Source organism: Duganella caerulea, assembly GCF_040362985.1.
GTDB lineage: Bacteria > Pseudomonadota > Gammaproteobacteria > Burkholderiales > Burkholderiaceae_D > Rugamonas > Rugamonas vulcania.
The window spans coordinates 444,105-462,933 of record NZ_BPWJ01000001.1 but is presented as its reverse complement, the minus strand read 5'-3'; the positions used below and the strand labels follow the sequence as shown (position 1 = coordinate 462,933).

The window sequence follows — 18,829 nt, the reverse complement described above, 5'->3', positions numbered from 1 at the left end:
GCTACAGGGACTTCAGGAACGCCAGCAACGCGTCACGATCGGACTTCGAAAGCGTCTCGAAACGCTGGCGTGACTTGTCCGCCTCGCCCGCGTGCCACATGATCGCCTCGGTCAGGTTGCGCGCGCGGCCATCGTGCAGGTAGCCGACCTTGCTGGCGTTGCCCATCACCTTGTCCGTGTAGCCGATGCCCCACAGCGGCGAGGTGCGCCACATGCCCCCCTTGGCCTGGCCTTCGACGAACTTGTCGGCCAGGCCAGCGCCCATATCGTGCAGCAGCAGGTCGGAATAGGGGCGGATGGTCTGGTTGCGCAGTTCCGCGAACAGGTGGCCGGAGCCGGTCTTCATCTCCGCAGTGTGGCAGGCCACGCAGCGCATGCCCTGGAACAGTTTCGAGCCAGCGGCGACTTGCTGCGCATCGACGCGATGTTCATCCAGCGGCGCCACGCCTTTCGGGAAGCCGCTCGGAATACTGCGCTGCGCCGGCACAGCCACCAGCGACAGGTAGCGGGAGATTGATTGCAGGTCGGCTTCCGAGATGCCTTTCTGCGTTCCACCCGCCGCGCAGCCGGTCGGGCCGGTGATGCAGGCGCGGTTGGGATAGACCGGCGAGGTGACCGACATATCGAGCAGCAGCGCTTCGCTGGCTTGATGGCGCAGCGTCGCCTTGCCGGCCTTCCAGCCGAATCGGCCCAGGCGCACGGCGCCGGTCTCCGGCTCGTAGACATAGTTGGCCACGCCGACGACGCCGTCCGCATCGGGCGTCGTGCGGGCGCGGGCCAGGATGTCCGCTTCCGGAATGGCTTCCAGCAGGCCGGTGCCGATCATCGGCTGGGCTGCGCGCAGCGAGTAGATCGCCGGCGCCGGGCCTTCGAAGGCCAGCGTCGGCTTGCGCAGCTCCACAGACGTGCCGTCGGCCAGCTTCACTGTGCGCGACTCGAAGCCGCCCACGCTGACGGTGCTGCCCCAGTTCTGCGGCGTGCCGCTCGCCGACACGGCGTTCATCTGGATCGCCGTGCCGTACAGCGGATGCGGCAGCTGCTGGCCTTGCGCATCGGCCGTCGCCACGCGGATGGCCATGTTGTCCAGCTTCTGGTTGACGGCGATCGGCGCGGGACTGCGGCCATTGTTGACGTGGCAGCCGATGCAGGCCGACTGGTTGTAGCGCTGTCCCTGCAAGCCCACCGCAGGCAGATAGCGGTCGTTGCCCGGTTCATTGTGGTCGCCGGTGGTGAAGTTGGTGTGCACCAGGCGCCGGCCTTCGACAAAGCGCTGCATATTCTGCATGCCGATGTTGTTGTGTGGCTGCTGGAACATGAACAGGCCATTGTCCGAATAGTTGTACGACACCGAGCCCTGGCCGCCGGACAGCGTCTCTTCCGGCAGCGGCACGGAGTTCAGGCGCGGCTGCACGCCATACCACGGCTTGAGTCCCGCACCGACAACATACACCCATTCGTAGGAGTAGTAGCGGATGCCGCCGGTGTCGCCGTTGGCGGTCATCGATGCTGTGGTGGAGAACATCGACGGCGAGACTTCGATGACGTCACCGGCGACCAGCGCGCGCGACTTCACATCCTGACCGTTTGGCATGCCGTTGGCATCGAGGCCGCCGTGGCCAGGGTAGTCCTTGATGCGCAGCGTGCAGGCGCCGTTGATGCCGTCGGCGCTGGACAACTTGCCGGCGGCGGGGAAGGCCACCGGTTTGCACAGCGTCACGCTGCGGTCCACCAGTTCGCCCGGCGCCATCCAGCCGTAGCCGGTCACGCCCGGACGGTCGAAACCTCGGAAGAAGGCTATGCCGCCAGGCAGGAAGTCCACGGTCGTGTACTGGTTGACGACCAGCGTGGGCTTGGTCACGCCGGGCACGCGGCTGTTGTCGATGATTTCGACGCCCCAGGTGCGGTTCTTGAAGTAGTTCGACACAAAGGTCAGGTAGTTGCCGGGACCTTTATCTTGCGGGAGGCCGGTGACCGGATCGACGGTGTCGTTCGGGCCGTAGCCGATCTCGTTCCACTCCTCGCCGCGCTCGCGGCCGTGGCGGGCCAGGCCGCGAGCGCCGAAGCGGGTGACCAGCGTGCCGTCGGCCAGCGTGAATTGCAGCGTCTCCAATGGCTGCGCGGCGGCGGGCAAGGGCGCCCAGCCTGCTCCGCTGGCCGGATATTTCAGGGCCGAGGTGCTGGTGGTGGCCAGCGTGTTGTCGCTGCCCGGCGTCTTGAACTCCACCTCATACAGCGAGTAGCCGTACTGCGTGGCGCGGGCCACGCCCTGCAGGCGCACGTAGCGGGAATTGATGCCGAGGTTGTAGAACTCTTCGGTCCCACCTTGGCCCGCACTGACGTAGCGCACCTGCGACCAGGTCTGGCCGTCGTCGGAAACGCGCAGCGCATATTGCTTGCCGTAGGCGTTCTCCCATTGCAGCTTCATGTAGCCGATCTGGGTCTTGGCGCCGAAGTCGAACTGTATCCAGGCGCCGTCCTCGGCCGTGCTGGCCCAGCGGGTGGATGTCTTGCCGTCGATCGCCATGGCCGCCGACAGGCCGCCGTTTTCCACCGCCGACGAAGTCGCCGCCACCGGCTTGACGATCACGCCGGGCTTGGTCGGATCGACCACCACTGCTGGCGGCGTGTCCACCGGCGGCGTGGTGACCGGCGTGCCGGTGAAGGCCTGGATCTCGAAGATCGAATAGCCGTATTGCGTCGAGCGCTTGATGCCTTTCATGCGCAGGTAACGGCCCTGGCCCGACAGGCCGCTCCAGTCTTCGCTGCCGCCCTGGCTGTTGTCGACCGCCTTGATCGTGGTCCAGGTCGCGTTATCGTCGGACACTTGCAGCAGGTACTGGGTGGCGTGCGCATTTTCCCATTCGATGTGGACGCGGGTGATGGACTGCGACGTGCCGAAATCCAGTGTCAGGTATTGGTCGTCGCTGAAGCCGCTGCCCCAGCGGGTCGCATCGTTGTGGTCGATGGCAGCGGCGGCGGACAAGTCGCCCCGCTCGGACGAGCTGGCCGTGGTGCTGACCGGCGTCAGCGCGGTTTCCGCCGAGACCGAGATCCCGGACTGCACCTTCATTACGCCCAGCATGCGCGCAGCGGGCTGCCCGGTGGCCTGGTCGGCACCGCCGCCACCGCCGCAAGCGGCCAGCAGCAAAGGCAAGAGCAGGGGCAGGGCCTGCGGCGGGAGGTTTCTGCGACGTATAGTCATGATGCATCCTTCATTCCTGTTGATGTGGGAACGCTTCCACCCCCAGCTCTGGCCGTTTGAGGCGCGTGCTCGTTTAAATAAGGTGTGGATTGCCTGGGTGAGGAGGTGACATTTGCCCGGCTTGAAAGCTTTCAATAGGGCAATAGTTGCGACGATAGCCGGGGCGGCTAGGCATGTCAAGATGCGCACGATTGACGTCCACATAAAATTTTCTCTTGACGATCGATAACCGGCTGGTTATAGTTCAATCCATAACTCTGTGGCTATGGATTCAAATGACAAATTCTCATGACGAGCTGTTTCGGGCGCTTGCCGATCCCACCCGGCGGGCAATCTTCGAAAAGCTATGCACTGGCGGCGAACAATCCGTCGGGGCGCTGACGGCACAGGCGCAGGTATCGCAACCGGCCGTGTCCAAGCACCTCGCGGTATTGAAGCAGGCCGGGCTCGTGCTGGATAGGCATGAAGGACGCCAGACCCACTACAGCGCTCAACCCAAGGCGCTGACTCCGCTGTTGGACTGGACCAACCAGATGGCACGCTTCTGGGACAGCCGGTTCGACGATCTTGATGACCTGTTGAAAAGGATGGACCAATAATGAACGCTATCGCCGAACAAATCCGTACCGTCGTAGTCGAACGGGAGTTTCCACACCCGCAGGAAAAGCTGTGGCGGGCGCTGACCCAGCCGCACCTGATCGAGGCCTGGCTGATGAAGAGCGATTTCCAGCCCGTGTCAGGCCATCACTTTAACTTCCGCGCCGAGTGGGGCTCGGTCGATTGCCAGGTGACGGAAGTCGAACCGATCCGCACGCTTGCCTACACCTGGAACGCCATGGGCCTGGAAAGCGTCGTCACCTGGACGCTGGAGCCGACCGCCGGCGGAACGCATCTGCGCATGGAGCAGACCGGTTTCCGGCCTGACCAGGAGCAGGCCTACCAGGGCGCCAAGCATGGCTGGCAGCATTTCTTCAACACGCTGGAGCAGGTCGTGGCGAAGGAAGCGAACTAGAAACAATAATGCCGATGGAGCGGCGCAGTGATGCGCTCCATCGGCACGGTCAAGCCTTACTTGGAGTTCTCGATAAACTCCAGCACTTTCTCGTCAACCAGGCCGTTGTCCTTCACATGCGACAGCAGCTTGTTTTCCAGCTTGGCGTCGGAATCGATGCCTTCGGCATGCACGACGGTCGATTTGCCGGCCTGCTTGCTGCCGCTGGCCAAGGCCAGGTGAACGTCGGAGCCATGCACCTCGAACGATTTGATGTCGGACGAAATGTCCGAATTGTTCGTCACGATAAAGCCCTGGTAGCCCAGCTTGGGCTCCGGCTGGACGGTCTCGCTGGTGCTGGCGCCTTTCTTCTGCGGCAGGTTCTTCGCCAGCGCCAGGATCTCCTTGATCTGGACCGGATCGGTGACCACGAAGGTCGGGTTGGGGCGGCCCGAGAACACCAGCAGTTCGACTTTCAGCGACTTCACGATTTCCCCCGCTTGCGCACCGGCCAGAACGCAAAATGAGCCGGCAACCAACAGCGCGTGCTTGATAAAAGATTGCTTCATTTGGAATGTCCTATTCTAAGTGGGTAATCGGATTAGCGGATGTCTGCCTTGCCCTGGCCTTGGACCGCGTCCGACGGCGTGAAGAAATAGCCCACGAACAAAGTGTACATGCCTCGATTGGCCGTTTCCGGATTGGAGATCGTCACGCCGCTGTTGTCGACGTTGGTTGCGCGCGTTTGGCCGGGCTTGTGGGTCCAGCGGCCGTCGGCGTCCTGACGGTACCAATGGTAGTCAACGCCAGGGGCAACCACCAGTGCGATTTTGGTCTTGCCCTCGGGCGAGGTGCCGGTGGCGGTGGTCGGCACCAGGCCGTCCGCCACAGCCGCGCTGTAGACTGCCGGCCCGGTCATCGCGTAGCCGGTCACGCCATGCGCGCGGCCAGGCTGGGCAAAGGTGTCGGTGCGCTTGTTGTTGGCGTAGTTGTAGCAGTTGTTATTGCGCTGGATGGTGGCGCCGTCGTTCCAGAACGTTGGCTGATACGAAGGCGTCGAATAGATCGGCGCTGGCTGGACCGAGGTATTGCTTGCCCACAGCACGGTGTTGCTGGCTGATTTAACCACCAGGTTGCCGCTCGACAGCAGTTGCAGGTACGAGCCGGGATTGTTCCAAGTGTTGGTGTGGAACAGAACGTCGGTGCCGTTCGCGCCGTAGACGACCAGGTTGCCGTCACCCTGCATCACCGTCACCGCGCCGGGATGGCCCCAGCTGTTGGTATGCCACAGCGGCGCACTGTCCGACATGCGGTAGAGCACCAGGTTGCCGTCGCCTTGCATGATCAGGTTGACCAGGTTGTTATCGAGCGGCTTCAGGAACTCATTGGCCTGCAGGGTTTCCCCGGCGACCAGTTTGTCCGTATAGCTGTGCGCCGCCGAGGCTTGCAGCGCAACGCTGCAAGCGAGGAGGGCGGCCGCGAAATGTAGCGGTTTGATGCTTTGAGAAAGTGTTGATGCCATTATTTTTCCTATTTTGTGGAGTTGATTTGCAAGATCACCAAAAATACGGCCATGGTCATTACGTTTCCTGAATGCGTCAGTCGCTGGCTTCGGGCTTGCGAAGATTGGCGCAAAAAAAGTATATGCTCAACATGTCTTTTTGTAAACGTTATATTCGGCGCAATCTTTCCATCGGAGTGCGACCGGTTGCCAGCCTTTGTTGTTCGGCTAAAAGGGCGGATAATGGTGGATTATTTTGAGCAAAAAATGGAATTCAGCTATGGAAATCAAGGTCAACTTTCTCGACAAGCTACGTCTCGAAGCCAAGTTCGACGACTTCACGGTGATCGCCGACCAGCCGATCCGCTACAAGGGTGATGGCTCGGCCCCCGGCCCGTTCGACTACTTCCTGGCATCGTCGGCCTTGTGCGCAGCGTATTTCGTGAAGCTGTACTGCACCACCCGCAATATCCCCACCGAGAATATTCGCCTGTCGCAGAACAATATCGTTGACCCGGAGAACCGCTACCAGCAGATCTTCAAGATCCAGGTCGAACTGCCGGCGGATATATCCGAAAAGGACCGCCAGGGCATCCTGCGTTCCATCGACCGTTGTACCGTGAAAAAAGTGGTCCAGGAAGGGCCGGAATTCGTGATCGAGGAAGTCGAGAACCTCGATGCGGACGCCCAGTCCCTGCTGACGCTCAATCCCGATCCTGGTGCGAACACCTACATCTTGGGCAAGGACTTGCCGCTGGAGCAGACCATCGTCAATATGTCGGGGCTGCTGGCGGGCCTGGGCATCAAGATCGAGATCGCTTCCTGGCGCAATATCGTTCCCAACGTGTGGTCGCTGCACATCCGCGACGCGCACTCGCCGATGTGCTTCACCAACGGCAAGGGCGCGACCAAGGAAAGCGCGCTGGCATCGGCGCTGGGCGAGTATATTGAACGGCTCAGCAACAACCATTTTTACGCCGGAACGTATTGGGGCGAGGAGATCGGCAACGCGGCGTTTGTCCATTACCCGAATGAGCGCTGGTTCAAGCCAGGCCGCAAGGATGCGCTGCCGGCTGAAATCCTGGACGAGTACTGCCTGGACATCTACAACCCGGACGGCGAGCTGCGCGGCTCGCATCTGTACGACACCAACTCCGGCAACGTGGAGCGCGGCATCTGCTCGCTGCCGTTCGTGCGGCAGTCGGATGGCGAGGTGGTGTATTTCCCGTCCAACCTGGTCGAGAACCTGTTCGTCAGCAACGGCATGAGCGCCGGGAACACGTTGGTTGAAGCGCAGGTGCAATGCCTGTCGGAGATTTTCGAACGGGCGGTCAAGCGCGAGATTCTCGAAGGCGAGCTCGCATTGCCCGACGTGCCGCAGGAAGTGCTGGCCAAATACCCTGGCATCGTGGCCGGCATCAAGGGCCTGGAAGAGCAGGGCTTCCCGGTGCTGGTGAAGGATGCCTCGTTGGGCGGGCAGTACCCAGTGATGTGCGTGACCTTGATGAATCCGCGCACCGGCGGCGTGTTCGCATCGTTTGGCTCCCACCCGAGCCTGGAAGTCGCCCTGGAACGCAGCCTTACCGAACTGCTCCAGGGCCGCAGCTTCGAGGGCCTGAACGACTTGCCGCGCCCGACCTTTGTCAGCAACGCCGTGACCGAGCCGAACAACTTTGTCGAGCACTTCATCGATTCCAGCGGCATCGTGTCGTGGCGCTTCTTCAGCGCCAAGTCCGATTACGACTTTGTCGAGTGGGATTTCTCCGGCCAGGGAGAAAACTCCAACGCCGAGGAAGCCGCGACGTTGTTCGGCATTCTCGAAGCCATGGGCAAAGAGGTGTACGTGGCCGTCTTCGACCAGTTGGGCGCCGCCGCGTGCCGCATCCTCGTGCCCGGCTACTCGGAAGTCTATCCGGTGGAAGACCTGATCTGGGATAACACCAACAAGGCGCTGTTGTTCCGTGCAGATATCCTCAACCTGCACAAGCTGGACGACTCCAGCCTGGAGGCGTTGCTTGAGCGTCTGGAAAACAGCGAGCTGGATGAGTACTCGGACATCGCCACCCTGATCGGGGTCGAATTCGATGAGAATACGGTCTGGGGCCAGTTGACGGTCCTGGAGTTGAAGCTGCTGATCCAGCTCGCGCTGCGGCAATTCGAAGAGGCGCAGGAACTGGTGGAAGCCTTCCTGCAGTACAACGACAACACGGTCGACCGCGGCTTGTTCTATCAGGCCCTGAACGTGGTGCTGGAAGTGATGCTGGACGACGATCTGGAACTGGACGATTACGTTGTCAATTTACGCCGCATGTTTGGCGACGCCCGGATGGATGCGGTGATAGGATCTGTCGAAGGCAACGTGCGCTTCTTCGGTTTGACGCCGACAAGCATGAAGCTGGAGGGCCTCGATCGACACCAGCGCCTGATCGACAGCTACAAGAAACTTCACGTGGCGCGCGCCAAGGCTGGCGCGTCCAATTAAGATTCCTGACCAGGGAGGTTGAATGTCCGAACTCAAAGTACAGTGTTTTTCCATATCGCTCGATGGTTTCGGGGCCGGTCCGAACCAGAGCTTGCAGAGTCCGCTGGGCGAGGGGGGCGAGGGCCTGCACAAGTGGTTCTTCGGTACCCGGACTTTCCAGCGCATGCTGGGCGACGAAACCAAGGGAACGGATGGACCGGACGAAGACTTCGCGGCGCGCGGTTTCGCCAACATCGGCGCCTGGATCCTTGGCAGGAATATGTTCGGCCCGGTCCGCGGGCCGTGGCCGGATGAGAGCTGGAAGGGCTGGTGGGGCGAAGAGCCGCCGTATCACGTCCCGGTGTTCGTGCTGACCCATCATCCCCGCGCGCCGCTGGAGATGAAAGGCGGCACGACCTTCTATTTCGTCACCGACGGTATCGAATCCGCGCTGGCCCAGGCAAAGAAGGCCGCAAATGGCAAGGATGTGCGCCTGGGTGGCGGTGTCGCCACCATCCATGAATATCTGAAGGCCGGCCTGGTCGACGAGATGCACCTGGCAATTTCCCCGGTGGTGCTGGGTTCGGGAGAGTCCTTGTTCGCGGGAGTGGACCTGGCCAAGCTGGGATTCCAGTGCGTCGAGCACGTTCCCACTTCAGCGGCAACGCATGTCGTGCTGCGGAAGGACGCGTCTTGATCGCGGCAGCAATGAATGAGATCACGCGAAAGGCGATCGGGATAGGTCGCATTTGTGCACTTGCCCTCGTGCTGCCTGCGAGTGCTTTCGCCCAGCTTGGACCCGAGACTACGCGCGCTATCGATGACATTGTCGTGAAGGCGATGGAAGATAAGTCGGTCCCGAGCGTATCCATAGCCATCGTCAAAGACGGAAAGCTGGCCTATTCGCAGGCGTACGGCATTGCACGCATTGATCGAGCGCTCAAGGCAACGCCGCAAATGCGCTACAAAATCGGATCGAATACCAAACAGTTCGTTGCGGCGGCGATGCTGCTGCTGGTGGAAGACGGCAAGGTATCGCTCGATGACAAAATTTCTCGCTTTCTACCCGACCTGACAAGGGCAAACGAAATCACGGTGCGGCAGGTGCTTGCACACACCGCCGGATACCCTGACTATTACCCACTCGATTATGTGGCGCCATTCATGGAAAAGTCGACAACAGTCGATGCGATCCTTGCCAACTGGGCGAAACGGCCGCTCAGCTTCGAGCCTGGTTCCAGATGGGAATACAGCAATACCGGCTATGCGATTGCAGGCCGCATTATAGAAATAGCGAGCGGCATGTCACTCGATACTTTTATAAGCAGCCGCATCGCGGAAAAATCAGGCATGCGGTCCATGGTCGACACGAGCGCGGTAGCTTGGGATGATAGCGAGCCTCAAGGTTATGAAGTAGCGGCGTTCGGCCCGCCGCGCCCGGCGCGGCCGGAGGGCAAATATTGGATATGGGCAGCCGGCAACTTGGCGATGACTGCAAGCGATCTGGCGCGATGGGATATCGCATTGATGCACGATGCGATCCTTAGCAAGACTTCTCGTAAAGTGATGACCACAGAAAATTTACTGACTGGTGGGACAGGCACTAACTACGGTCTCGGCCTGTTCGTACGCATGACGCCGGAAGGACGTCTGCGTTGGGACCACGGTGGTGAGACAGCTGGCTTTCGCTCACAAAACACCATCTTTCCGAACGACGATACAGCCATCGTCGTGCTCACCAATGGAGGTGGCGCCACCAGTGACAAAGTTACGAGTGAGATCGAAGCGCTTTTGTTTGCACCTGCCACCGACTCGGCTGCTTCTTCTGCTTTAAACGCCGTCCGTGCCCTGTTCGCGCAGTTACAAACCGGACATCCCGACAGAAGCATGATGAGCGATGGTTTGAACAGCTACTTCAGCGATCAAGTCGTCGCCGATTTCGCCACTTCGCTCAAACCGCTGGGAAAAGTGGAGAGCGTTGTTGAATCACGTTCCGACCGTCGAGGCGGGCTTACCTACCGCTTCTTCCGAATTAAGACCGCGGGTGGGACCGTGCGAGTGCCGACTTATTTCACGCCAGACGGCAAGCTTGATCAGTTCATCGTTTATCCGCGCTAATCGCATCGTCCGGCCGCTGCTCCAGCGTTCTGCAGCGCATTGCGTCGTCATGCAGGGTGAATTCAATCGCCTTCTTGCCGCCGTCGCTCTCCGCGACGATCCGGGACAGCGGTCCGAGAAAAGTGCGGAACTCTTCGCTTGTGCATGTCGGGAGATAGGTGTTGAGTACACGCGGGTCGTAATAGCGGAAAGCCAGCAGTTTTCCGTCCTCGGTCTGGACGCGCAGGAATTTTTTCAGATGAAGACGCTGCTGGGCCAGCGTGACATCAGCCTTGGCGATGGTGAAAATTCCCCATGCGTTTCCCCAACCACGTTTCAGTAGCCTGCTTGCCGCGGCTGATCCAAACGGTAAATGTATGAGATAGGGGGCTGCAGCCTGTAGCCGTGGATGCATCTGCCCTGAAAACAGGCAGGCGTGTTCCAGGCCGCTGGAGCGGACAAGATTTTCGATGTTGGGATCACGCGCGCCGTCGAGCAGCCAATGGACGTGCCAGCCCTCCATATCGGCATGGTCCGCCCAAAGCTCGTTGATCAGGGGCTGCAATGTGGCCTCATTCATCTGACGACTCCCGAAGTGTTCGCATTTTCTCGCATATTTCGCAGAACGGCGTGCCATCGCGTGCGGCCTGTTCGAGCGTTTCAGCCTGCGCGACCTGACTGTCGGCGGCTTCCGTCGCCGGTTCGGCCGCCTGGCGCGCCGCCTCGCAGATCTCGCAGAACGGCGTGCCATTCTTGGCGGCTTCCTCGAGCACTTCAGCCTGTGCAATCTGGACTGCCGCGGATTCCGGCAATTCGGCCTCCGTGATGGAAGACGGTGGGCTTTCCTCGGTTACTACCGCGCTCACCTCGGTTTTCTGCACCGGTGGCGGTGTTGCTGGTGAGATGTCGCTCAGCAGCGGCAGGTCGGTTACCGCATTGTCGGCCGCGCTTGCCGGCGATGGACCGATCAACCGTCCGGGAGCGCGTAGCTGGCTGCATTCTTCCACCACCACCACAGCGCCCGTCGCCAGCCGCCGCGCAAGTGCGTGCTGCCATCCGTCCATGCCCGAATGTGCGCCGGCCAAGGATGTGCCCGAGCGTTGCAGAATCGACTTGAGTTCGGAGCGGGCGCCCGGTTCGCCCAGCCAATAGCGCAGGTAGTCGAAAGCGTCGCCCGCCGAAGCGAAGCGGCGCCGGGTGGCCAAGGCTGATGGCCGATCCAACCCGTCCAGGCTGAGGGAAGCGTGTTCGACCAAGCCAGCGGACTGGTAGAACAGCACGCGCGTCGGATGGCGCCAGAGGCTGGCAAGCGGATGCTGCATTAGATGAAATCCCGACGTTGAAATGGCTTCGATACACCTTCTTTCTTGTTGATCATATCCTAAAGCCGTCGTCGTGGGCCAGGGATGATTTGTCGACTCAGCCGACGCTTTCCAGCAGGCCGTGCTGCCACAACCAGGCGGTGATGCGCTGGGCCTTGTGGCCGGGCATGCTGGCGGCAAGCTGGTTCAATAACTGGTTCAGCGGCAGCGGTTGCGCCAGCCTGGCCAGGTGCGGGAACAAGGCCTCGTTTTCGAGGAAGGCCAGCGGCCGCTCCAGATGGGGATGGTCGAGCGCCGTGTGCAGGCACACCTGGTCGTCTATCACGCATGGCAGCTCGACGATGGCCGCGCCGCCATGCAGGCGCAGCGGCAGGGCAGGGTTGAGCGCGGCCAGCGGCTTGAGCTCCGGCGGCTGGTAGCCCGCCAGCCGGGCGCGCTCCGCGGACAGCGCGGCCAGCAGATCCGGGCGCTGCGCGTCGCCGCCGCCGGGCTCGCAGCGTGCGCGGGCTTGCCAGAACGGCTGGTCGGCACACCAGGCCTGGCCGTAATACGCTTCGGTCCAGTGCGCGTGGCGCGCGCAGGCCTCCACCAGCCGGCCCTCGAAGAAGCGGCGGGCCAGCGCCTGGCGGTCGTGGCGATCATCGGCCAGCACGGTATGCAGCGCCACCGCCGCCTGCAGCGAGAAGCGCATGGCTTTTTCCACGCCGGACGAGGAGACCGGATCGAGCGCGAAGGCCGCGTCGCCCAGCTTCAGTCGGCCGTCCTGCCAACAGTCGGGCGCCAGGTAGGGCGTGGCCGCACACATTTGCACCGCGCCCAGCAAGGGAAGCCCGGCCGCCGCGCGCAGCAGTTGGCTGGCCGCGCAGGCGGCCCGCAGACGCGCCTCCGGCCCGGCCGGCTGGGCGCGGCGGGCCGCATGCGGATCGCAAACCAGCATCAGCCGGTAGCGCCGGCCGGGCAGGCAGCCGGCCCACAGCCAGCCGTGCTCCAGCGCTTCCACCTGGGTGGTGCCGTCCAGTTCCGGCAGGGCCGACTGGTCGACCTCGCCCCACAAGGCCGCCAGCCGGGGCGCGCAATGAATGCCGGGCGCCGCGTTGCGTCCGCTGGCGTCGAGGATGAAGCGGGCGCGCACCTGACGGGGCCGGGCTTCGCCGCACAGCAGGCTGGCGCGCCAGTCGCCCGCCGCGCCGGCCACGTGCAGCAGCCGTGCCGGCTGTTCGAGCTCGACGCCACGGCGCTGCGCCAACGCCAGCAGGGCGGCGTCGAAGCGTCCGCGGTCGACGATGGCCGAACCGGCCTGCTGCAGCACGTCGGGCGTGCGGCCGCGCCACAGCACCCGGCTGCCAGCGCGGGCCACGTGGGGCACCGCCGCCAGCGCGTCGTTGGCGTCGAGCAGGTCGATGATGTTGCGCACGCCAGGCGTGAGCGCCTCGCCCACTTGCGGACGCGGCCAGACGGCGCTGCGCTCGACCAGCAGGACGCGGTGGCCCAGCTGTTGCAGGCGCAGCGCGGCGCTGACGCCGGCCGGGCCGGCGCCAAGCACCAGCGCGTCGAACGGACTGTCGCCGTCGCGCATCGGTCTCAGCCCGGTTTGCCGGCCGGCGCGGCGTACCAGTCGGGCGCCAGCTGGCTGAGGCGTTGGTGCGCGCCTATCGTGTAGTGCAGCCAGCCACGGATGTAGTCGCAGGCGCTGCGCCCGCGCGCCAACACCTCGTGGTGGCAGCCGCCGCCGCACAGGTAGCGTGCCCAGCAGTTCGAGCACGGCTCCTGCTTGTGCACATGGCGTTCGCTCAGCCAGATCGCCTGGCGCGCACGGTCGACCCCGCCGTTCAGCGATCCCATCGCGCCCTGCGCGTCGCCGACGAAGCGATGGCAGGCCGACAGTTCGCCGTCCGCCGACACGCCGAAGTAGCCGGCGCCGGCACCGCAGGGGTAGGGCCGGTGCGTGCCGCGCTGCAGTTCGCGCAGCGCGTTCTGCATATTCATGAACGGATAGCGGCGGCCCTGCAGCACGTTCTGTTCGAAGGCCAGTCCGCAGGCGATCATCGCCTCCAGCATCTCGGCCAGCTCGGCCTCGCCCATTTCGGCGCGGCCGTTGGCGGCGCGCAGCAGCGGCGAGAAGCCGACGCTGTGGAAGCCCATGCCGATAAACAGGTCGAGCGTGGCCGGCAGGTTCATGTTGAACGGCGTGACGGTGACGCGTGCCGACACCTGCATGCGGCGCTGTATCGCCAGCAGCGGCGCGATGCGTTCGAGGATGCGATCGAAGGAACCCTTGCCGCCCTTGAATGGCCGCAGCTGGTTGTGTTGTTCGGCCGCGCCGTCCAGGCTGACCGTGACGGCGAAGCCGTGCTGCTCGAAGAAGTCGGCGTCGTCCGGGCGCAGCAGGGTGCCGTTGGTGGTGATCGAGAAGCGGCAGTCGACCTGGCGCAGCGCAGCCTGCCGGCTGGCGTATTCGGTCACGCTGCGCAGCACCGCGCGGTTCGACAGCGGCTCGCCGCCCATGAAGGCCAGGTTGACCTTGGCGCCGGGCGCGGCCTGCGACAGCAGCAGGTCGACCGCCTTGATCGCCTGCTGCTCCTCCATGCTCTTGGCCTTGTCGCCGAACTCGCCCTGCTGCGCGTAGCAATAGGTGCAGCCGAGGTTGCACTTCTGCGCGATCGCCAGCGACAGCGCGTGCAGCGGCGGCGCGGCCAGCGGGGTGTCGTCGATCAGCGCCTCGGCGCGCAGGCCGCAGCTGTCGACCAGGCCCTCCAGCAGGGCCGGATCGTCGCTGCCCAGCGCCGTGCGGAACTGCTCGGTCAGCTCGGGCGGCAGGTGGTACAGGCGCGTGCCGTTGACCATCAACAGCTGCGCGCCCCGTGCGTCGTCGACCAGGTGGGCGTGGCGCTGGCGTGGCCGGGACGCCGCCGCGATGCGGCTGCTCAGCGCCCGCGCCAGGGCCGCGCCGTCGGCCGCCGTGGCCTTGGCGGCGATGGTGTCAGGATTCATCGGCGTCCTTGCCGCGGATGATGAAGCGCAGGTCCTCCTGCCAGGACTTGAACAGGTCGTCGTAGGAGTACAGCCGGGTGTCGGTGCGGTTATCCGGGATGTAGGTGCCGGTGCGCTTCTTGGCGAACCACATGTCGCCGTGCGACAAGCCGTCCACGCCCGGCTCGACGTTGACATAGTCGGGGCGCGAGGCTGCCCAGTAGTAACAGGCGCACTCGCGGTAGTCGTTCTGCCACGGCGCGCACAGGCCCTGGGTCAGCTCCCCCGGCCGCAGCAGCGCCGGGTTGAACGCCGCCGTGTCGGGTTCGAAGAAGGTGCGCAGGCGCAGCTCGACGGTGATGGCGGGCGTGTCCTTGGCCAGTACCTCGGTGCTGGCGTCGGTCTGGGCGGTGAACTCACAGGTGACCATCTGGCCTTGCAGGTGCAGGATGCGGGCGATCGAGTTCGACCATTCCATGAAGGACACCGCGTTCGGATTGGCCACCGAGGCCAGCGTGCCCGAGCTGCCGTCGGGGAAGACCGGCCCGGTGGTGTTGACCATGGTGCCGACCTCCAGGCCGTCAAAGCGCAGCAGGCGGCGCGTGACCAGATGCTGGAACTCGGGCTCGGCGTCGATCACGTAGTTGTTGTTCTCGACCAGCACAATGCCTTCGAAGGCGCGCCGCCACAGGTTGCGGAAGTCAAATTCCAGGCCGGGGAAGCAATTGGAAATCGCGCTGCGCGGCAGGATCGAGGCCGGGTTGCCGGCGCCGCGATGGTGGATCTGCGCGGTCAGGTTGTTGGCGCTCAGGCTGGGCTGTTTGGCGGCCATCACAGTTCTCCTGCAGTGTTGTTGGGTTGACGGAACATGGCGTTGCGGGCGGCCTTGACCACCATGTCGATGTGGCGCCGCGTCAGCGTCAGGCTGCGGCCGTCGGCGCCGCGCATCAGCGCCGGCATCTTGCGCAGCGCGGTCGCCGACAGGTCGCCGATCTCCTCGGGCAGGCGCAGCGTCTGCGCGAACCACGGCGCGCCGCCGGCCGACAGGGCGCTGAACACCCGCTCGTGCAGGGCGCGCAGCGCCAGGTTGTCGACCAGCGCGGCGGCGGCGATCGGCTCGTAGTAGCGCTCGAAGTCGCTGCTGTTCTGGCGCACCATGGTGCTGGCCACGTTGAGGCGGCCGTTCACCGGGTTGCCGTTCATGATGGCCGTGTTCATCAACCGCACCGTCTCCAGCGCGCGCAGCACCAGTTCGGTGGCCTGCTCCAGCGACACCTCTTCCTCCTTCACGGTGGGGCCGTGCAGCAGCTGCTCCATCTCGTCGGAGACCACGCGGATCGGCAGCGTGTCCGGCGCGTAGGCCGGCGGGCCGGCGCCGATGGTGGCCTGGGCCGTCAAGGTGCTGCCGTCGGCCAGCTTCAGCACCACCCGCACGTGGCCGTCGCATTCGTCGTCCAGGTAACCCCAGCTGACCTGCTGGCCCTGGGCATTGGCGTAGCCGGCGTAGATGCCGGCCGGGTTGGTCAGCGTCGGACCGGTGCTTTCAGTGTAGTTAAGCCAGTCGCCGCGCACCGCGTCGTACAGCACCAGGTCCTCGTTGTCGATGATCGGGTCTTTCACCAGCAGCGGCACGCCGTCGGCCTGCGGCTCCAGGCGATGCAAGCGGCTGCCGTAGACCTTGCCCGCGGCCGGCGTGTAGCGCAGCCTGATTTCCGGGAAGTCGTCGGTCGGCGCGATGAACTGCACGTGGCCGAGCGGTAGCTTCTTGCCCAGCTTGAAGTTCTCGCACCAGCCCTCCAGCGCGTGGCGGGCATGGTCCTTCAGGTCGAACAGGTTGGCGTGGATCTTATCGTTGGGGTTGTTGGTGCGGCGGTAGATCTTGATGTTGCCCAGCTCGACGTCCCAGTGCAGCTTGTCCAGCGCCAGGCCGTGCTCGGCCAGCAGGGCGACGGTCAGCGGCTGCAGCTGCTCGGGTTCGTCGCTGGTGCGGGCGTACACCTCGAGGAAGGGCGCCACCGGGCGCACCAGCTTGTCGGCGTCCTTGAAGCGGATATTCTCGGGCACGTAGGCGCGCACGATGCGGCCGCTCTGCGGATCGACCTCGAAACTCTCGCGCGGCACGATGCGGCGGTAGTTCATCGGGCTGTCCGGATCGGTCTCCAGGTCGAAGGCTTCGAGCGGCTCGGCGGCGGCGCCCAGGCGGGCCACGGCCAGCGGTGGCAGGATTCTCAGTTCCAGTATCGGCATGATGGTCTCCTAGAGCAAGGCGGTGTCGATGCTGCCCGACAGGATGCGCAGGATCAGCTCGCGCATATTGCGGTCGGCCTCGCGCAGCGACGCCAGGTAGGCGTGGCGGGAGTCGGGCGTGAGCAGCTGCAGCGCCTCGACCACGCTGGCCGAGGCGGTCAGCAGGTCGAGGTGGCCGCGCCACTTGTTGGCCTCGCCGAACGGGCTGTTGAGCGTGTAGGGCATCTGGAACGGCGGCCCGGCGTAGCCGGCGTCCGGGTCGTCGGCCGAGACGGGCGACTGCATCAGGATCTCGGAGATGGCGCGCAGGTTGTACATCTCGCCGAAGGTGGCGTTGACGATGGCGCCGCGCGGCGTGATCGCACCGGCCGCGTTCAAGCCGCCGTACAGCGTGAAGCTGTGGATCAGGTAGGTCAGCAGCATGCGGTAGCGGATGTTGTGCAGCGTGGCCCACAGCGCCGATTCGGGATGGCTGATGCGGGTGGCGGTGGCGCTCTCGTCGCTGCCCTCGTCGTCGGGATCGAGCGAGACGTAGGGGTTGATCGCCACCTTGCGCGCCGGTGCCCACGTGGCGCGGCTGGTGAGCAGGCCGGCCTTGCTCTCGGGTTGCAGCGCCTGCCATTGCGGCGCGGCGAAATCCGCCGGGCGGGCCGCGCTCCAGTGTTCGGGCGCGAGCGGTGTGTGCTCGATCAGCTCGCGCATCTCGACATAGATGCGCAGGAAGCGCACGAAGTGCGAGGCGGTGGTGCCGCTGGTGGCCTCGCCCTGCTGGGCGATCGCGTGCAGCGCGGCGACCATGTCGTCGCGGCAGGTCTGCGGCACCACCAGCACGTCCGGCGTCTGCGTCGGCTGGCCGCTGGGCCGTCCGCGATGGCCGCCCTGATAGCCGCGGCCCCACTCGGCGAAGTCGGCCTGGGCCGGCAGGGTCGACGCGTCGAAGGCGGCGTCGGGCAGGTAGTCGGGATGGGCCACCAGCGGAATCAGGGTTTCGAACAGCGCCGCCACCTGGTGCGGATTGTCGGTCTGGGCGTGCACGCGCAGACGGATTTCGTCGCCCAGCGCGCCGCCTTCCCAGCCAACCGGCGATTCGGCGTACACGTACTTGGCCAGCGAATCGAGCGTCAGCGGTTCGAGCGAGAACGGGAACGGGTAGAACGGGGAATCCCAGGGCTCATCCTCGCGTTCCATGTGCAACGGAGAGCCTATCAGGCGCAGCGAATTCTGCACCGAGATCAGGTGGCCCATCTCCTCCTTGGCGATGCCCAGTATGACCTCCTGCCAGGTGCGCACGCTGTCGCGGTACGCCTCGGGCACTTGTGGCCCGCCCAGCGAGTAGGCGGCGTACAGGTATTGCACCATCAAGCAGTGTTCGATCTCGGCGTCGATCGACAGCAGGTAGGTGATGTAGTCGCGCGGCGAAAATTCCAGGTTCAGTGCCGGCGTCTTGGCGGCCTTGGCGGCGGTCGCCGGCGCGACCGTGCCGCGCAACAGCTGCGGCGTGGTCGATGGCAGGCCTTGTTCGGTGCCGGTGCGCGGCAGCAGGGCGGAGGGGGCGCCGAGGTGGCGGCGGATCTGTGCAGCTCGCATTTCTTGTCCTTCTCATGTCGAACATCCCGGAGGGATGCGTTGCAATAGGCGTCGGGACAAGCGAAGCGCGCTTCGGCTCGAGGCGACGGCGTCAAATGACAATTCTTGGAGAGGTGACATGCTTGCGCCGCCAAGGCGGGCCAACAGTGGTGCGAGTATCGCAACGACTTATAAAATCTTCAACTATTAAATATCGCCACGGTTGCGGAAATACCACCGGAACGCTTGCATCATGCGCCGCTGGAATGGGCGTTCTGGCGTAGGTATCGAGTTTTTCGACAGCGGAGAAACGTCAAGGGGCGCGCCGGTCATACGCTCGGCGACGCCAAGGGCCAACCGGCTTGCGCGGCACGACAGAGGTTGGCCTGAACCACCAAGCGGTGAAACGGCGCGATGAGGAGAATATAGAACCGACCGATTCTGTTGTGGCAATGGACGACTGTCGACATGG

At 64.0% G+C, this 18,829-nt stretch carries 16 protein-coding genes; 5 read left to right on the top strand and 11 right to left on the bottom strand.

From position 1 onward, the window contains the following. Position 1: 1 nt before the first annotated feature. The gene (locus tag ACUJB0_RS01970; protein ID WP_444843740.1) at positions 2 to 3,202 is read right to left on the bottom strand and encodes a di-heme oxidoredictase family protein; all 3,201 of its coding nucleotides are present in this window, start codon (positions 3,200 to 3,202) and stop codon (positions 2 to 4) included. Positions 3,203 to 3,477: 275 nt separating this feature from the next. Here ACUJB0_RS01970 and ACUJB0_RS01965 point away from each other — a divergent pair, with 275 nt between their 5' ends. Both ACUJB0_RS01965 and ACUJB0_RS01960 read left to right on the top strand, forming a co-directional pair. Next, positions 3,478 to 3,801 carry an ArsR/SmtB family transcription factor gene (locus ACUJB0_RS01965; protein ID WP_161090643.1) on the top strand — a complete coding sequence of 108 codons (324 nt, stop codon included), beginning with the start codon at positions 3,478 to 3,480 and terminating at the stop codon, positions 3,799 to 3,801. Further along, positions 3,801 to 4,214, top strand: coding sequence for an SRPBCC family protein (locus ACUJB0_RS01960; RefSeq protein WP_117010680.1), 414 nt, complete (start codon positions 3,801 to 3,803; stop codon positions 4,212 to 4,214). The genes ACUJB0_RS01965 and ACUJB0_RS01960 overlap by 1 nt, the downstream gene beginning before the upstream one ends. Before the next feature lie 56 nt (positions 4,215 to 4,270). On the opposite strand, the gene ACUJB0_RS01955 is transcribed toward ACUJB0_RS01960, so the two are convergent. Then, positions 4,271 to 4,762, bottom strand: a complete 492-nt coding sequence (locus tag ACUJB0_RS01955) for a hypothetical protein (protein ID WP_444843739.1) — start codon at positions 4,760 to 4,762, stop codon at positions 4,271 to 4,273. A gap of 32 nt (positions 4,763 to 4,794) precedes the next feature. Then, positions 4,795 to 5,715, bottom strand: coding sequence for a hypothetical protein (locus tag ACUJB0_RS01950; protein ID WP_444843738.1), 921 nt, complete (start codon positions 5,713 to 5,715; stop codon positions 4,795 to 4,797). A 259-nt stretch (positions 5,716 to 5,974) separates the two neighbouring features. Here ACUJB0_RS01950 and ACUJB0_RS01945 point away from each other — a divergent pair, with 259 nt between their 5' ends. From ACUJB0_RS01945 to ACUJB0_RS01935, 3 genes are read left to right on the top strand one after another with little or no spacing between them, the layout of a single operon-like run. Further along, the gene (locus tag ACUJB0_RS01945) at positions 5,975 to 8,176 is read left to right on the top strand and encodes an OsmC domain/YcaO domain-containing protein (protein ID WP_444843737.1); all 2,202 of its coding nucleotides are present in this window, start codon (positions 5,975 to 5,977) and stop codon (positions 8,174 to 8,176) included. 22 nt (positions 8,177 to 8,198) lie between these two features. Beyond that, positions 8,199 to 8,852: a dihydrofolate reductase family protein gene (locus ACUJB0_RS01940; protein WP_444843736.1), complete on the top strand. Its 654-nt coding sequence runs from the start codon at positions 8,199 to 8,201 to the stop codon at positions 8,850 to 8,852. Positions 8,853 to 8,863: 11 nt separating this feature from the next. After that, entirely contained in the window at positions 8,864 to 10,273 is a 1,410-nt protein-coding gene (locus ACUJB0_RS01935; protein ID WP_444843735.1) for a serine hydrolase domain-containing protein, read from the top strand. On the opposite strand, the gene ACUJB0_RS01930 is transcribed toward ACUJB0_RS01935, so the two are convergent. The 8 genes from ACUJB0_RS01930 to ACUJB0_RS01895 form a co-directional block, all read right to left on the bottom strand. Continuing rightward, a complete protein-coding gene (locus tag ACUJB0_RS01930; RefSeq protein ID WP_444843734.1) occupies positions 10,254 to 10,832 on the bottom strand; it encodes a DUF4123 domain-containing protein in 579 nt (192 codons plus the stop codon). The two genes, ACUJB0_RS01935 and ACUJB0_RS01930, sit on opposite strands and share 20 nt — an antisense overlap. Further along, complete coding sequence (locus ACUJB0_RS01925) at positions 10,825 to 11,574, bottom strand: hypothetical protein (RefSeq protein ID WP_444843733.1); 750 nt, start codon at positions 11,572 to 11,574, stop codon at positions 10,825 to 10,827. Before ACUJB0_RS01925 ends, ACUJB0_RS01930 begins: the two co-directional genes overlap by 8 nt. A gap of 97 nt (positions 11,575 to 11,671) precedes the next feature. Further along, complete coding sequence (gene qhpG / locus ACUJB0_RS01920) at positions 11,672 to 13,150, bottom strand: flavin-dependent monooxygenase QhpG (protein ID WP_444843732.1); 1,479 nt, start codon at positions 13,148 to 13,150, stop codon at positions 11,672 to 11,674. 5 nt (positions 13,151 to 13,155) lie between these two features. Beyond that, the gene (locus ACUJB0_RS01915) at positions 13,156 to 14,565 is read right to left on the bottom strand and encodes a radical SAM protein (RefSeq protein ID WP_444843731.1); all 1,410 of its coding nucleotides are present in this window, start codon (positions 14,563 to 14,565) and stop codon (positions 13,156 to 13,158) included. After that, positions 14,555 to 15,376, bottom strand: coding sequence for an adaptor complexes medium subunit family protein (locus ACUJB0_RS01910; RefSeq protein ID WP_444843730.1), 822 nt, complete (start codon positions 15,374 to 15,376; stop codon positions 14,555 to 14,557). Before ACUJB0_RS01910 ends, ACUJB0_RS01915 begins: the two co-directional genes overlap by 11 nt. Continuing rightward, positions 15,376 to 16,791 (bottom strand): hypothetical protein, encoded by a 1,416-nt coding sequence (locus tag ACUJB0_RS01905; RefSeq protein ID WP_444843729.1) that lies wholly within the window; start codon positions 16,789 to 16,791, stop codon positions 15,376 to 15,378. The genes ACUJB0_RS01910 and ACUJB0_RS01905 overlap by 1 nt, the downstream gene beginning before the upstream one ends. Before the next feature lie 9 nt (positions 16,792 to 16,800). Continuing rightward, on the bottom strand, positions 16,801 to 18,378 hold the full coding sequence (locus tag ACUJB0_RS01900) for a ferritin-like domain-containing protein (RefSeq protein ID WP_444843728.1): 1,578 nt from the start codon (positions 18,376 to 18,378) through the stop codon (positions 16,801 to 16,803). Positions 18,379 to 18,686: 308 nt separating this feature from the next. After that, positions 18,687 to 18,827, bottom strand: a complete 141-nt coding sequence (locus ACUJB0_RS01895; RefSeq protein ID WP_444843727.1) for a DUF2867 domain-containing protein — start codon at positions 18,825 to 18,827, stop codon at positions 18,687 to 18,689. Between the last annotated feature and the right edge of the window lie 2 nt (positions 18,828 to 18,829).